At 57.4% G+C, this 14,574-nt stretch carries 13 protein-coding genes; 5 read left to right on the top strand and 8 right to left on the bottom strand.

The genetic code is table 11. The features are described from left to right. Nucleotides 1-47 precede the first annotated feature (47 nt). The gene (locus tag M7Q83_RS11080) at nt 48-515 is read right to left on the bottom strand and encodes a DinB family protein (RefSeq protein ID WP_298338588.1); all 468 of its coding nucleotides are present in this window, start codon (nt 513-515) and stop codon (nt 48-50) included. Nucleotides 516-840: 325 nt separating this feature from the next. On the opposite strand from M7Q83_RS11080, the gene M7Q83_RS11075 reads away from it, so the two are divergent. Next, entirely contained in the window at nt 841-1,842 is a 1,002-nt protein-coding gene (locus M7Q83_RS11075; RefSeq protein WP_298338584.1) for an MDR family oxidoreductase, read from the top strand. On the opposite strand, the gene M7Q83_RS11070 is transcribed toward M7Q83_RS11075, so the two are convergent. After that, the gene (locus M7Q83_RS11070) at nt 1,825-2,829 is read right to left on the bottom strand and encodes a GGDEF domain-containing protein (RefSeq protein ID WP_298338582.1); all 1,005 of its coding nucleotides are present in this window, start codon (nt 2,827-2,829) and stop codon (nt 1,825-1,827) included. The genes M7Q83_RS11075 and M7Q83_RS11070 overlap by 18 nt on opposite strands. Nucleotides 2,830-2,903: 74 nt before the next feature. On the opposite strand from M7Q83_RS11070, the gene M7Q83_RS11065 reads away from it, so the two are divergent. After that, nucleotides 2,904-3,311: an EamA family transporter gene (locus M7Q83_RS11065; protein ID WP_298338579.1), complete on the top strand. Its 408-nt coding sequence runs from the start codon at nt 2,904-2,906 to the stop codon at nt 3,309-3,311. Continuing rightward, entirely contained in the window at nt 3,308-4,114 is an 807-nt protein-coding gene (locus tag M7Q83_RS11060) for an ABC transporter ATP-binding protein (protein ID WP_298338576.1), read from the top strand. The genes M7Q83_RS11065 and M7Q83_RS11060 overlap by 4 nt, the downstream gene beginning before the upstream one ends. Nucleotides 4,115-4,212: 98 nt before the next feature. On the opposite strand, the gene M7Q83_RS11055 is transcribed toward M7Q83_RS11060, so the two are convergent. Next, entirely contained in the window at nt 4,213-4,731 is a 519-nt protein-coding gene (locus M7Q83_RS11055; protein ID WP_298338571.1) for a gamma carbonic anhydrase family protein, read from the bottom strand. Nucleotides 4,732-4,845: 114 nt separating this feature from the next. On the opposite strand from M7Q83_RS11055, the gene M7Q83_RS11050 reads away from it, so the two are divergent. Continuing rightward, complete coding sequence (locus M7Q83_RS11050; protein ID WP_298338568.1) at nt 4,846-5,730, top strand: hypothetical protein; 885 nt, start codon at nt 4,846-4,848, stop codon at nt 5,728-5,730. Between the two features lie 592 nt (nt 5,731-6,322). Here M7Q83_RS11050 and M7Q83_RS11045 read toward each other — a convergent pair. The 3 genes from M7Q83_RS11045 to M7Q83_RS11035 are packed head-to-tail and all read right to left on the bottom strand — an operon-like array spanning nt 6,323 to nt 10,166. Continuing rightward, complete coding sequence (locus M7Q83_RS11045) at nt 6,323-8,272, bottom strand: acetoacetate--CoA ligase (protein WP_298338565.1); 1,950 nt, start codon at nt 8,270-8,272, stop codon at nt 6,323-6,325. Continuing rightward, on the bottom strand, nt 8,269-8,493 hold the full coding sequence (locus M7Q83_RS11040) for a hypothetical protein (RefSeq protein ID WP_298338563.1): 225 nt from the start codon (nt 8,491-8,493) through the stop codon (nt 8,269-8,271). Before M7Q83_RS11040 ends, M7Q83_RS11045 begins: the two co-directional genes overlap by 4 nt. A 5-nt stretch (nt 8,494-8,498) precedes the next feature. Then, the gene (locus tag M7Q83_RS11035) at nt 8,499-10,166 is read right to left on the bottom strand and encodes a long-chain fatty acid--CoA ligase (protein ID WP_298338560.1); all 1,668 of its coding nucleotides are present in this window, start codon (nt 10,164-10,166) and stop codon (nt 8,499-8,501) included. A 248-nt stretch (nt 10,167-10,414) separates the two neighbouring features. Between M7Q83_RS11035 and M7Q83_RS11030 the strand changes: the two genes are divergently transcribed. Beyond that, on the top strand, nt 10,415-12,361 hold the full coding sequence (locus M7Q83_RS11030; protein ID WP_298338557.1) for a GGDEF domain-containing phosphodiesterase: 1,947 nt from the start codon (nt 10,415-10,417) through the stop codon (nt 12,359-12,361). Here M7Q83_RS11030 and M7Q83_RS11025 read toward each other — a convergent pair. Then, nucleotides 12,323-13,342 (bottom strand): prephenate dehydrogenase/arogenate dehydrogenase family protein, encoded by a 1,020-nt coding sequence (locus tag M7Q83_RS11025; RefSeq protein ID WP_298338554.1) that lies wholly within the window; start codon nt 13,340-13,342, stop codon nt 12,323-12,325. The two genes, M7Q83_RS11030 and M7Q83_RS11025, sit on opposite strands and share 39 nt — an antisense overlap. A gap of 10 nt (nt 13,343-13,352) precedes the next feature. After that, entirely contained in the window at nt 13,353-14,264 is a 912-nt protein-coding gene (locus M7Q83_RS11020; protein ID WP_298338551.1) for a prephenate dehydratase domain-containing protein, read from the bottom strand. Nucleotides 14,265-14,574 lie beyond the last annotated feature (310 nt).

Genomic DNA, 14,574 nt, shown 5'->3' with positions numbered 1-14,574 from the left:
CCTTTGTTCGACTCACCGCGAAACTCGATCCCTACTCCTTGGTCGCATCACAACAACTCCAGCTGGCCCGCATGCTCATGGAGATGATCGACGCCAAACTCGGTCACGATCTCTTCGACCGTCATCGCTCCAAATTTTGGATGTATCCCCTTCTTACGCAACTGTTCCGGCCTTAACAGTCGGCACAGATCGCTCGTCGCTTCGGCCCGGAGATTGATCTCACTACGAAGCTCTTCCACCGTCAGCGTGGCACGTTGTTCTATTCTGGCAATCCGTTCCGGCGAACGTTTCAGCCTACCAAAGGGCTCCTCCGATTCGCTTGCGAGCACATGCAGGACCTCAGCCAACCAGTACTCCAACATCTCAGAGACGTGAGCGAGTATATGGACAAGATCCCATTGTTCACCGGTTTCAGGATCCGGCTCAGTCATCCCAACCCCTCGGGCCGTGTCCATCGCCTCACGAAAATGCGTCAATGCCGCGTCGAATCGCTCGTCAAGTGTTCCCTCGAGCATGCCATCTCCTCCCCTCGTCGCAAAGCAGTTCGTAGCGAATCAAAACCGTTGCTCAACGCTGCTCGGCTCCGCCATCGGGGTCAAGTCATCCCGCCACCAATGAAAGCCCGTGTCTGCTCTTGCCCACCGAAACCACGACACGGCCGGACTTGACGTACCGATACGGTGCAGAACCGACTGCCAAATGGCAGTGACGACTCGCCAACGTACGAACGACCCACCAACGTAGTATGGATCAAAGGCTAGCACAGCAATTGGCATCGATCCAATGAGTGGTGGGACTAAGTTACCTGTAAGAACTCATACACTGCAAAGGAGCCTAGCAATGGAAACGATCCGAGCACTGGTGGTCCGGGAGTCCACACCACTACCAACCGTCGCGGTCGAGGCACTCCCAGCATCTAGCTTTAGCGAGCGACCCCTCAGGGTGCGCGTCGCCTATTCAACCCTCAACTACAAAGACGGCATGGTGATGAGAGGACAAGGCAGACTCGTGCGGACCTACCCACATATCCCTGGAGTCGATCTGGTCGGCCAAGTCCTATCGGACGCGACCGACACCTACGCTCCTGGAGACTGGATCATCGCGACCGGATTCCGCATCGGCGAACTCTATTGGGGGGGATATGCGGAGGAGGCATTTCTGGAGCCCGCTTGGGCGGTGCGACTCCCCTCCTCGATGACACCACGACAAGCGATGGGCATTGGCACCGCTGGCCTTACCGCCATGCTCGCCATCATGGCACTTGAACACCTCAGCATCCTGCCCGGCTCAGAAGCCCCATTGCTTGTCACCGGCGCAGTGGGAGGCGTTGGCTCCATCGCCATCGCCATCGCGAGTCGCCTTGGGTACACCGTCGCCGGTTCCACTGGGCGTGACACGGAGACTGACTACCTTACGCATCTTGGCGCGTCGATCGTCATCCCACGCAGTGACCTCGACGGCGGACCTGAACGTCCGCTAGAGTCAGAACGCTGGCTCGGTTGCATCGACTCCGTCGGCGGTCAGACCCTCGCACGCGTCCTTGCACAGACAAAGAGCAATGGGGCAATCGCATCAGTAGGTCTCGCTGGAGGGTCAAGCTTCACCGCATCGGTCATGCCGTTCCTCCTCCGCGGCGTCTCGATCGCCGGCATTGACTCAGTCAACGCACCGCTGTCCGAACGCGAGATCGCTTGGAGTCGCCTCGCCGAACTACTTGACCCAGCACTCCTGGAAGAGATGATCACCGAGATCAGCCTCGAACAGCTACCGACCTATGCTGAAAACATACTCGCAGGACAGGTTCGCGGGCGCGTGGTCGTGGCTCTAGACACGGGTCTGTAGGCGTCCCTCAAGTGCCGTGAGGTCGATTGTCAACTTCTCCTGAGTTCCCATCGCCTCTTTCCGTTGCGCCTTATCGGCGTACATCGCTTGATCAGCCTGCGAGAGCAGCGCAGCTAGAGACATCTTCTCACCCTCAAGCGCCGCGACACCGATAGAGACCGGTAGTCGCCGGGCGTCGAAAAGACGGCGTAGCCGACGCGCGAGCTCCTCGGCGTTGATGCGATCAGTCTGTGGTGCAAGGAGGGCGAACTCATCTCCACCGAGACGACCGACGACATCCATCGCACGTAGATTATCACGGAGCGTTCGTGCAAACTTGATCAAGTAATCATCACCGGCCTCATGGCCGTAGAGATCATTGACCGATTTCAAACCATCAAGATCAAAGAGCAAGATCGCCATCGGTGCCGGATTCCGCGAAAGCCGACTGGCCTCCCGCTGCAACACCTCGAGGAAGCCGCGCCGATTCAGTAACTGCGTCAGGGGGTCGTTCGATGCCTGCTCGCCTAAGATAGCGAGCTGATCTGCCAGCGAACGAACCTGGCGCTCGTAGTCGATGCCCATGGCGATCGTGAGCTCGATCATCCGACACAGCGCAATAAGGGTTGGACGCGGACAGCGCAGTTCGCGATTCGAAAAGACCACGGTAGCTAGATTCTCGTCCCTCGCCGCCTCAAATGGCACAAGATATAACGAGGCTAACGGTGAAAAACCGATGTAGTCCGAGAAGATGCGACCTGGCCCTGAGGGCTCAATCGGCACGGCCGTCGACAGATCAACCGCGTTCTCGAATTCGATGACATCGCCTTCGCGTAGAATCCGGGGAACGACACGAACCCTCTCGATCATGTACTTTGACTCAAGCCGTCGCGCCACCATCACGCCCATCGCACCGGCAGCCGTCATGAGCTGCTCGAGTAGCCCGATGAGCGCGCTCTCACCACTGTTGCCCAGAACGCCTATATTGAGTGAATTTGATCGCTGCATTACACCAACCCCTCATGAGCTTCATCGGCCACTGACTGGCTAGCCTTAAAAACTAATCTTGCCTAAGGAGGGATGTGTCTCGCGTCGAGCTGAGCGCTGTCGCGTTAGCACTTGGTGCTGCTATCGCGTGGGGAGCGTGGGGATTTCTCTCCGATCGTGCCTCGATCCGCGCTGCCCCATTGACGCTCTGGGTGACAGTGGTGCTCGTCGAAGCGATAGCTGTCCTACCAGTCGCCTTCTTCATACGACCCGCCTTCTCCTGGCTCACCATCGCTGCGGGTCTCGCCGGTACCGTCGGCTATGCCCTCTTTTTTCTTGCATTGCGTAGAGGTTCCAATGCTGCACCGCTCATCGCCATCACCGCCCTCTACCCAGCGATTACCCTCCTACTACAGGTCATCCTTACCAAAGTCGCGCTCCACCCCCGCCAACTCATAGGCCTGGCGCTTGCTATCATCGCCATAGCCTTGATAGCGCTATGACCAACTGCGATCACCCTTCCATCATCCGCATGCAACACGCCCACCTGGTACGAGGTGCGAGCAGCATTTTTCGTGACCTATCCCTCACCCTCGATAGTGGACAGCGTCTGGCCATCTTGGGGCCGAACGGCATCGGGAAAACTTCGCTCGCGATGGTGCTTGCGGGGAGGCTCCGATTGAGTCGCGGCACGCTTCACCTCCTGGGGGTTAACGTGCACGAGACCGACATCAGAGCCCTACGCCCAAGGATTGGGTATTTCTCAGACGAGCTCACCTCGCGGCTCGCCCCAGATATGACGGCCGAAGAGGTGGTTGCTCTTGGTAGGTTCTCCGGTCTGCGCCGTGAATGGTTTGCGCTCGATGACCATGACCGACTCGAAGCCCGATACCTCCTCGAACTTGTAGGTCTTAACGACTACGCGCAGCGACCACTCGACTCACTCTCCTCGGGTCAACGCCAGCGGGTCCTCCTGGCGCGTTCCTTCTGCGGCACACCACGCTTAACCGTACTCGATGAACCGACCTCTCACCTCGATCTCGTCGCTCGCGAACAGATGATCGAAGCGCTTGAACGCATCCTCGACCAACATCACCACAACGGTGCGCTCGTCATGGTGGCCCACCATCTCGAGGATCTACCGATCTCGATCACTCACACGCTGGTGATGAGTGAGCATGGGTACTGGTTCGGCCCCACTGATGAGGTACTTACCTCGGCAACACTCACCAAAGCCTTCCATCATCCCATTGAGGTGCATCAACTCGCAGGTCGTCGTATCGCTACCGCACTCCGACAGCCATGAGGCTCGCGGGCCACCTCTGGCTCGGCGCGTGCAGTCGGCGACAGCGACCAGACCACCCTCCAATCACGGAACATCGTTGTGGCAAGCGCGATCCAGTGCTACTCCAAGCGAATCAATTCATTCCGATAGCGCCGTGCATTGGCGACATAGAGCGCGACGGCCTCAGCGAACGCCCCTTCAGGGACGCGATCGGGAACGATCGTCGCTGGCACCCCTAATGCCATAGCAAAAGACGGCACATCGGTATCATTCGTCACCATTGCGTTCGCTCCAACCAACGCATGCTCGTGGATCCGAACTCGGTGCAGGACCACTGATGAGGAACCAATCAGACAGTGGTCCTCGACGACGCAACCCTCAAGATGCACGAGATGACCCACGACACATTCGGCGCCAACCACGGTCGGGAGTTCCGCCGTGGCATGGATAACGGTTCCGTCCTGCACGGACGTCTGGGCGCCTATCTCAATACGGCCGTAGTCGCCTCGCAGTACCGCGTGTGGCCAGACCGACGCTTCTTCACCAATCACCACCGAACCAATGATGACGGCGTCGGGGTGGACGAACGCTGAAGCGGCGATCCGCGGAATCTGGCTACCAAGACTATAAATAGGCATAGACCTAGGTTAGCTACACCACTAGACCCCCACTGCTCCCCGTACACGAAGGCAAGAAATCGATCCGATACCTATCGTTGGCCTAAGCCCAACCACGGCTACTAGCCTAAGCATATGGATCGCAATGAACGCTACGCAAGCTCGCTGAAAGTTTGGGCCCAGCTCGAGACATTTCATGACCTCACCTACTTCGCTAAAGAGTGTCGTGAGAGTTACAAGACGCTCGGCGTTGCCGACTCATGGGCCCGCTACTTCGGGGGACGCGCCGCACCGATGGGTCAGGTCGAACCCGGAGTAGTCACCGCCGCATTCTATAGTTTTTCGCATCACAATGTCGAAGCTGCCATCCCATCGGTGTGGAAGATTGCCGCTCCTGAACAGTTCATTACCGCGCGATTCGCGGGCATCCTCGCCACCTGGGATCGCATCATGGGATCATCAACCCTCGCTCCTAGCGTAGAGGTTCTCGCACGCGCCACGCAAATCGCAACCAAGATCTCTCGGCATGGCGAACGCGATGGACACCCTCTCTATGCCGCCAACCTATCCGTGCAACCACCAGATGATCCTATTTCGCAGCTCTTTCATGCAGCCACCCTCATCCGCGAGTACCGAGGGGATTGCCATAATAGCCTCCTCTCCGTAAATCAAATCAACGGCTGTGAGGCCCATATCCTCATGGTGGCGATCGGGGCCGAGCAGCGCTCCACTGCGCAGACGTCAAGAGGTTACACCGACGCCGAATGGACCCATGGCATCGAGAACCTCACGCATCGTGGTCTCATTGCCAAGGATGAGACCATCACACCGGAGGGGCGATCCTTCCGTAGCGATCTCGAGCGAAGAACAAATCTATTGATGGCTCCGCTCTTTGATGTGGCCTCCGATGGGGAACTAACCGAACTCCAAGCACTGGCCGCCCCCATCGAGATGGCGATACACGACTCAGGATCTCTACCCACCTTCCAACGAGTGCATGAGTTGCTTGCCTCATCCTGAAGCCTCTAGAGCTCCCCAGATGAAGGCCCATAGATATCTTGACGTAAGGAGCCTGCCGAGAAGGGGAATTTTGCGGTTCGTCGGAACCCCAAGAATGCCTCTGGAGTAGTCCACCTCAATGACGGCGAAGCATCCTCTACCCGCAGAAGACACTGCCTACTTTAGCGATCGTGCACCGGCCAGAAGGTCCTCTAAATCTGTTCCTTGAGGGAACCGAAGGGCTTACCGGGCGGGCAAAGCGTATGGTGATAACATGAAGCAACGTTCACTGTTCTTACATCTCTGGACCAACGGTTCGCACAACTCTGGACCAGAGATTTGTGCATCTTTGGACCAGAAGTTCGCGAAACTCCGGACCACTATGGTCGAAACTGCAGAGACCATAGGCGCCACGTGCCTGAGACGTCCACTCCTACGCTTGGCCCACAGCGCGTGTTGGGGGTACAGTCTGCACCGCGAATCTTCTTAACACCCTCTCGTTTCCTTGACCTTTTCACAGGAATGTTCTCGAACGGGGATGCCAGCGCTGGCCTAATATTAGGGCCTTGCCAGCTGGAGACCCGGCACAGCTGGCCTCCACACATGGCAACCGTCACGAACTTGGTAAACGGGCAAGCGCTTCGAACTCACCAAGAACCTGTGGATTGGCCACGGAATCACTTGACGCAACCTCTGCGAGCTTCGCTCCAAGAAAGAGGCGCCGTATCGGGACCTCTAACTTCTTCCCATTCAGGGTCTTCGGGATGTCCGAGACGATGAAGATACGATCGGGGACATGCCGGGGTGAAAGCTGTTCTCGCAGGGCAGTACGAACTCTCTGGCGTACATCATCTTCGGTGGCCTTCGGAGTAAGAACAAGAAAGAGTATGAGTTCACCAGTTCGATCAAGAGCCGACGTATCGATGACGAGGGATTCACGCACCCCGTGTATCGCCTCCACCACCCGGTAGAACTCAGCGGTGCCCATACGAACACCACCACGATTCAGTGTTGAATCGGAGCGGCCGTAGATGATGCTGGAACCATCTGGGTAGAACGTAACCCAGTCGCCATGCCTCCAGACACCCGGAAATTGCGCAAAATACGCATCATGATAGCGACTCCGATCCTCATCGTTCCAGAACCCGATCGGCATCGAAGGCATGGGCTCGGTGATCACCAGTTCGCCCATCTGTCCCACCACCGGTGTCCCTGACTCCCCAAAGGCAGCGACGGCTACGCCGAGCGCTCGGGCCGCGATCAAGCCTGCTCTCGTCGGATGCATCGGAGAACTGCCGAGAAAGGCAGTACAGACGTCGGTGCCACCAGAGGCCGAGATGAGCTGGACTGAACCTGGAACATGTTCATACACCCAATCAAATCCATCAATAGTAAGTGGTGCCCCGGTCGAACCAATAGCTCGTAACGACGTACCACGAATGAGCAACCGTGGGTCTACCTCGCCAACCTGTGAGCTGCGAAGAAAGGGAGCAGAGACACCGAAGAAATCGATACCTGCCCGATCAATCAGGCGCCAAAGCTGACCGAGATCGGGGTAGCCTGGTGAACCATCGTAGAGCACGATGGATGCACCGACCAAGAGACCACCCATCAAGAAATTCCACATCATCCAACCCGTGGAGGAGAACCAAAAGAAGGTGCTACCGTCAGTGATTCCGTTCTGGATCTCAAGGACCTTCTTGTGCTCAAGGACGATCCCACCATGCGAGTGAATGATTGCCTTCGGGACACCCGTCGTTCCCGACGAGTAAAGAACCCATAACGGGTGGTTGAAAGGAACCCGCGCAAAGGTAAGCGGCTGCTGGCCCTCGATCGCCTCATCAAAAGAGACCAGTCTCCACGGCCCCGACGTCATGCCAGCCGAGGATCCAGCCACGATAACGGTACCGACGCTCGGTAGTTCATCAAGGATCGCCCGTAGCGTCGTGCTGCGATCGATGAGACGACCGCCGTAACGATACTCAGTCACTGCCAAGACAACCTTTGGCTCAATCTGACGAAAACGATCAACGACCGCGCCGACGCCAAAGTCGGGCGATGTACAGGACCAAATAGCACCGATACTCGCCGTCGCAAAGAGTCCCACCACTGCCTCATAGATATTGGGGAGATAACCCGCTACCCGGTCCCCCACCTCCACACCGGCCGTTCGGAGCGACGCCGCCAACTGCGCGACCGCTCGCCAGAATTCGTGTGCCTCAATCCGTTCGAGCAATCCCGACTCGTCGGCTCTAATGATGCACGCCGGATCCCGGAAGCGGAGGTAGGCCTCTTGTGCATAGTTGACAAAGCCGTCTGGGAAAAAGACGGCATCGGGAAGAGTTCCTATCAGCTCGCGCTCGCCCAGATCACCGGCGAGACGACAAAAACGCGCGATCGAACGCCAGAAGGGCCCAATCTTGGTGATGCTCGCCTGATAGAGGTCATCATAGGCCGTCGAAGTGACCCCTAATCCGTGCCCCTCTGCCCGCAAGTAGGCACCAAGGGGGCCTGACAGGCCTCCATCCGTAGGCTCCCAGAGGATGTCGCCCACCTCGGTCATTGATCCATCTCCTCAATCGTTAAGTCCAGCTGACGCAGGATCTGTTGTGCCTTCAATAACGAACGCCGAACCTTGGCGAGTTCCTGTTGCACCTGTTTAACTTTGACAGGGTCAAGACGTCGGTAACTCAACAACTGCGAGAAGCTCACATCATCAAGCTGGGATAACAGATCCTCGAGGCCCTCCAACATACGCTCGCGGCGCTCATCGGAATCTGTCATGACTACTACTCCTCACCTTGGGTTCGCTTCACCTCATGGATCGCGTAGTTACCTGCTTGGTATCCCTCTCGCAACACCTTCTTGTGGAACTTACCCACCGACGTGCGCGGAATGGCCTCAACAAAGGAAAACCGCTCTGGCAACCACCATTTGACGACTCGGGTGGCGAGAAAATCACGGAGCTCCTCGACCTCGAGATCCTCTCCCGGTTTTACCACCACAAAAGCGAGCGGGCGCTCAAACCAGCGATCGTCGGGGACGGCGATCACGGCCGCCTCTGCCACCTTCGGGTGGGCCATGATGGCATTCTCGAGCTCAATGGAGGAGATCCACTCCCCACCGGATTTGATCACATCCTTGGTGCGATCTACAATCCTCACATACCCCTCCCTATCGACCGTGGCAATATCTCCCGTTCGCAGCCACCCGTCATCGAAGTTCTCAACTCCTTGACCCCCCAAGTAACCTGCGGTAATCCACGGACCACGCACCTCGATCTCCCCGAGTGCCGTGCCATCCCAGGGTTGGACCTGCTGTTGATCGTCCATAATACGTAACTCGACACCAGGAACAACCTTCCCCGCTGTTGCAAGGTAGTCAACAAGGCGCTCACGAGGGGTCCCCGAGGGTGGAATGGCCAGGGTGCACACCGGTGAAGTCTCCGTCATGCCCCACCCTGAGACCATAGGAATGTTGTAGCGCTCGAGGTAGGCCTCGATCAGTGATCGAGGCGTTGCCGATCCTCCGGAGGTCAACATCCGCAAACTCGAGACATCGGTTGGATGTGACTCGAGATAGTGCAACAGATCATTCCAGATCGTTGGGACCCCTGAGGAGAGCGTCGGATGAAAGCGCTCGATCATGGTCGCGAGCGGTTCTGCCTGCAGGAAACGTCCAGGCATAATCATGGTCGAACCGGTGAACCAGCAGGCGTAGGGCGCTCCCCACGCTGCCGCGTGAAACATCGGAACCACGATGAGTGCCACATCACCCTTCGACTCCACGATATTCCAGCTCCGTTGGCTATAAAGAGGTAGCGCACTGATGGCGTGCAGGTAGGTGGAACGATGCGAATATACCACGCCCTTTGGATTACCGGTGGTCCCTGAGCTATAACAGATCATCGCGGCATCGGTCTCTACGACGTCGGGCCACTCCACCACCGGTGCCGCATCGCGCAGAAACTCTTCGTAATCTAGTACCTTGCACCGCTTGGCTATCTGCTCCTTGATGGCCGCATCGGCAGTCGATCCTACCACAATGACTGTCTCCACGCTGGGGCAGGCATCGAGTACCTGTGCCAACTGTGGCAACATCATTCCATCAGCGATGATGGCACGATCACCCGCATCATCGATGACAAATCCGAGTTGATCAGGTGCGAGTCTGAGGTTGAGGGTATGGATGACGGCCCCCATAGCAGGAATACCGAGGTACGCCTCAAGGTGCTGTTGATGATTAAAACAGAACGTTCCTACCCTATCTGAAGGACTGATCCCGATCGCAGTCAGCGCGTTGGCGAGTCGTGCTGCTCGCTCAGCTACCTCCACGAAGCGAGCGCGGACGCCATTGGTACCATCGTAGGTGATCACCTCTGCATCCGGAAAAGCCTGCGACCCATAGCGAAGTATGCCTGCCACCGTCAGCGCACCCTGTTGCATTGTCGATTCCATGATCTTCCCTTTCGCCGTTCGAACTGTAGCCTACCAAAGTTCCACCATGGCTACCAGGCATCTCAGCACCCCGCTATTTGATCGCGCTACCACAATACAAAACATCAGCCAACTCCTACGAGCTCCCTCATCCTCAAGTAGAATGAGTGTGGCCAACCAAGGTTAGCAAAAACAGGTAGATAGGCTCGGCGAGGATCGCCAAGCCGACCCTTGGCCTAGGGATCACTTACGAAGGATCGAGAGACGTCATGTATCATGCCTATCCAACTGAGCTGTGGTTGAGTGATCCGGCAATTGTTGAAGAGATGCTCGCGGAGATACTCAGCAGTCTCGACGATCAGGAGCGGCTGCTCACCGCTGATGTGCTGGCACCGTTGATGTTCGCTCTGGCACCAACACTGATGGACCCCAGCGCAAGCCGTAAGAGTGCGGAACTCACCGCCATCACGCTCCAGCGGTTGGGCTACCCCCCGTCCATGACGCTAACTGTCATCGAGGTGCTAGCAATGACGATCGCAAGGCATCGACGAGACCTCCCCCTTGACATGGTCACCCAACAACGCCAACGACTTCAAGCAAGGGCAATCGATACATTGGACCGACGTCATCGAGCTGAACTGCGATCCGCTCTCGCACTGAGCCATCATGATGCCTTGACAGGACTCATCAATCGGCGTGGATTTATCGATGCCCTAACGGCAAGCCTTCTACGAGCAGAGCGTTCACATACCCAAGTAGCGCTCGCCCTCCTCGACGTCTACGCCCTGACCTCTACCGACAAAAGTATCGAATCCGATCCTCGCGACCGTGATCGCCTATTGGCGAAGCTAGCAAAACAACTCGGTTCTGTTACTCGCTCGACAGACACGGTTGCTCGCCTTGGCGATACCACCTTCGCTCTCCTCATCGAGGCCGCTCATGACCGCGAGGAGGTACTTGCGATCATCGAACGAGAGTTGGGCACGATTGGCTCCATACGGCCTGTCGTCGAGGATGAAGATCCTCCAGCATGGTACGCAGGGCTCGCCATCTCATGGCGGGAGAATGCCGACCCAATGCTTTTGCTTGGCATTGCGGAAGGGGCGCTCTCGCAGGCCCTCGTCACCGGCGCGGAACCTGGCCTCCACCTAGTGACTATGCCAACGGACCACACCCAGCACGAGCCTATCACGACGGCTGGCCTGCGCTCTACCATCTCCGTTGGAGGGGATAATCTCGAGGTACGATATCAGCCGATCGTTGATCTCGGCACTGGACGGATCACCCAATACGAAGCCCTTGTACGTCTGCGGGTGGCCTCTGGTCTCGTTGGCCCTGAAGACTTTATTGATACGCTCGTTCGCGAGGAACGGCGCAGGCTCTTTGAGGTCGTGCTTACCCAAGTGGCCGAGGACATCGAAAAGCACGACGTCGAGACGCCAGTAGCGATCAATATTGAGCCCGACCTCATCTCCGATGAAAACTACGCTCGCACGATCATTGCCATCTGGCGTCAACGTGGACTCTCACCTCATCAGCTGAGGATCGAGATCACCGAGAACCAGAATCTCGTCTCACTCGCCTATGCCCCGCTCGCCCTCCTGAAGAACGCAGGGCACCACATCGCGCTTGACGACTTTGGAACGGGGTATGCGTCCCTGTCGCGCATCATGAGCTTTCCCTTTGATGAAATCAAACTTGACCGGGCGTTCTCGGAGCCCATTGACCTACTCAATGTTGGCTTACCCTTGATGACCGTCGCTATCGATCTGAGCCATCTGATGGAAGTCGAACTCGTCGTCGAAGGTATCGAGGATCCACGAATGCTTCCCGTGCTCCGTGCTCTCGGGGCGCAATTCGGTCAGGGTTATGCGTTGAGCCGTCCGTTGCCGATCGCCGGGGTGCTCGCTCTTCCTGATCCACTCCCCATTTCCACTACGCAATCGTACTCCGCTGTCGTCGCAGCGGTACAAGGCTTCCGCTGGGAGCGTGCAGTACTCTCGCTCGCTGCCAGCGGGCACGAAGGGCTCTTGTCAGAGACACCGTGCCAAGTTGTCAGCAATCTGGGAGATCCCGATCTCATCGCGCTCCATGAGGCCCAACATGAACTGGCCCAACAGGTACTCAGTGCCAACGATAGCGCGACGGTAAAGGAATTTTGTCGGCTAGGGCTCGAACTACGGCGTCGAATCTCTACTCGACTGAACGTCGACTAACCCAAGGGCAAACCCGCCCTCGTCAGCGTTGAGCTCCACTAGCATGGAGCCGGACGCTCCAAGGCGAACGAGTTCACTCACAAGCTTCGCCCTCGACACATGGAGGACGAATCTCCTCGCGCTGACGCCATCGAGAGAACGCGCCCCTTCATGGCCCGCACGCGTCCATGCGAGCAGCCACTGTTCGTCAGCCAAGTGATCACGACAGTCCTCCAATTCTCGGACAAGAGCATCAATGGCACCGGCTAACTGCGCACGGTTTGGGTAAAACATCTCTACAATCCGCATGGGATCGGTACGAGCCACACGTACGCCATCTCGTATCGAACCGGCTGCCAGCCTTCGCAACAATGGACGGTCTGGCGCCTGGCCGACAAGGCGCCCCAACGCAACCGCAGTGACATGGGGCAACGTCGAGACCGTCGCGATGGCACGGTCGTGCTCCGCCAAAGCGATCGGTAGGACCCCGTTGCCCAGCACCAGCGGAACCATCAATGCCCCAGCCAACGCCTCAGGTTCCTCTTGGCCGGAGAGCACGACTGCCCAGTTGGCATCAGTAAAAATCGTGGGGTCTGCGCTCTCGGCCCCATTCCCCTCTCTACCCGCCATCGGATGCAAACTCACGTAGCGCAACGACGACGAAGGGCCCGCATTTCCCATTAATCCGCTCTTTACTGAAGCGATGTCACAGACGATCGGGTGGACGCCGAGCGAGATAGCCGCGCTGTCGAGCTGATCGAGCATCTCTTCGATCAACGGCGTCGGAACGGCAAGTACAATCAACTGACTCCGCCGAACAAGATCACCGAGGGACTCGGCCATCGTGACCCCAAACCGTTGCTCAACGCTATCCATCGACGCCGGATTCAGATCGTAGCCAACCACACCAACATGGCGCACGAGTGCTCCAGCGAGCGATGCGCCCATATGGCCTAGCCCAACGATGCCTACCGGTGCAACCGCCGCTTTACCAATCCTCATGTGCGCGTTCCTACGCCTCCGGACCGGAAGCCTCTTCATAGGAGAGTACTCCGCGAGGAAGCTGAGTCGAAGGAGTGACGACCTCTTTAGCTGTCCAACGCGGATAGCAGCCCATCAGCTTGACTTGATGACCAGCCCGCAGGAGGGAACGCAGCAAAGATCGCACCGGTTCCACGTTGGCATGTCCATCAGCCACAACGACAAAGCAATGGACATCGCGCTCACCTGCCAGCGGGCGCGACAGGATTGATGACATATTGACATCATGGTTCTTAAAGTGATTGGCGATCTCACTCAGCGCGCCAACAGCATCGAAGCGGGGAACGATCGCGAGCATCGTCCGATCGGCGCCTGTTGGAGTAGGTAAGGCGTTCGCCACCAAGGCGTAACGGGTCCGCAATTCACTCACCTGCGCCACCTCAGTTGCAACGGCATTGAGTCCTGCCTGTGCACCGACACTCGGCGGCGCGAGCGCCATCAATCCAGGGTCTCGGGCGCTCACTACTTCATCACAGGCGGCCTTCGTGGAGACTGCATGCCGGACATGCAAGCCACGATGACGGATGAAATCAGCACAGAGATCAAGGATCATTGAGTGAGAGATCACTGTATGAACCGATGCTTCCCCATTGAGAGAGAATCCCCAGATCTCCTCGGCAAGAACAGCCTCGCCAATGATAAACGCATCTTCAGCATCAAAGATCAGTCGATCGAGGGTAAGCGTTAGTTCACCCTCAGTTGAATTCTCAATTGGAAGCACCCCGAGGAGGCCTGGTGTGGTGGATACCGTAAAGATAACCTGCTCCACTGAGGGCATCGGGAGCGGATCAAAATCGGTAAAGCCAAAGAGCTCAATGACGCGATGATCAGAGCTGCCAAGCGGTCCTGCGAAACAGATCATCGGCCGTTCATGGTTCACCACCAACAAAATCCTCCTTCACACCCATCTCCTTCGGTCAAGCCTAGGACGACAACGCTCCCACCACCAACACTCACAGCCCGAACCACCAAGGAGGCGCCACACTGATGCATATACGACTCCAGCGATGGTCGGTCGCTTCTAAGCGACTCCAATGACGCCCGCCCCAAACTCGTATGCCTCGTTCTGGTCGATGGTCGATCACACCACGCCTCCCTTCAACGTCGGGAGTAATCCGGATCTTCGGAAATAAGCGGTAATCTGGGACCAAAATCGACCAGGAATCGGGAAGCCGTTCAGCTGTCTGGAGGTG

Source organism: Ferrimicrobium sp., assembly GCF_027364955.1.
GTDB lineage: Bacteria > Actinomycetota > Acidimicrobiia > Acidimicrobiales > Acidimicrobiaceae > Ferrimicrobium.
This window is presented reverse-complemented; position numbering and strand designations above follow the sequence as displayed.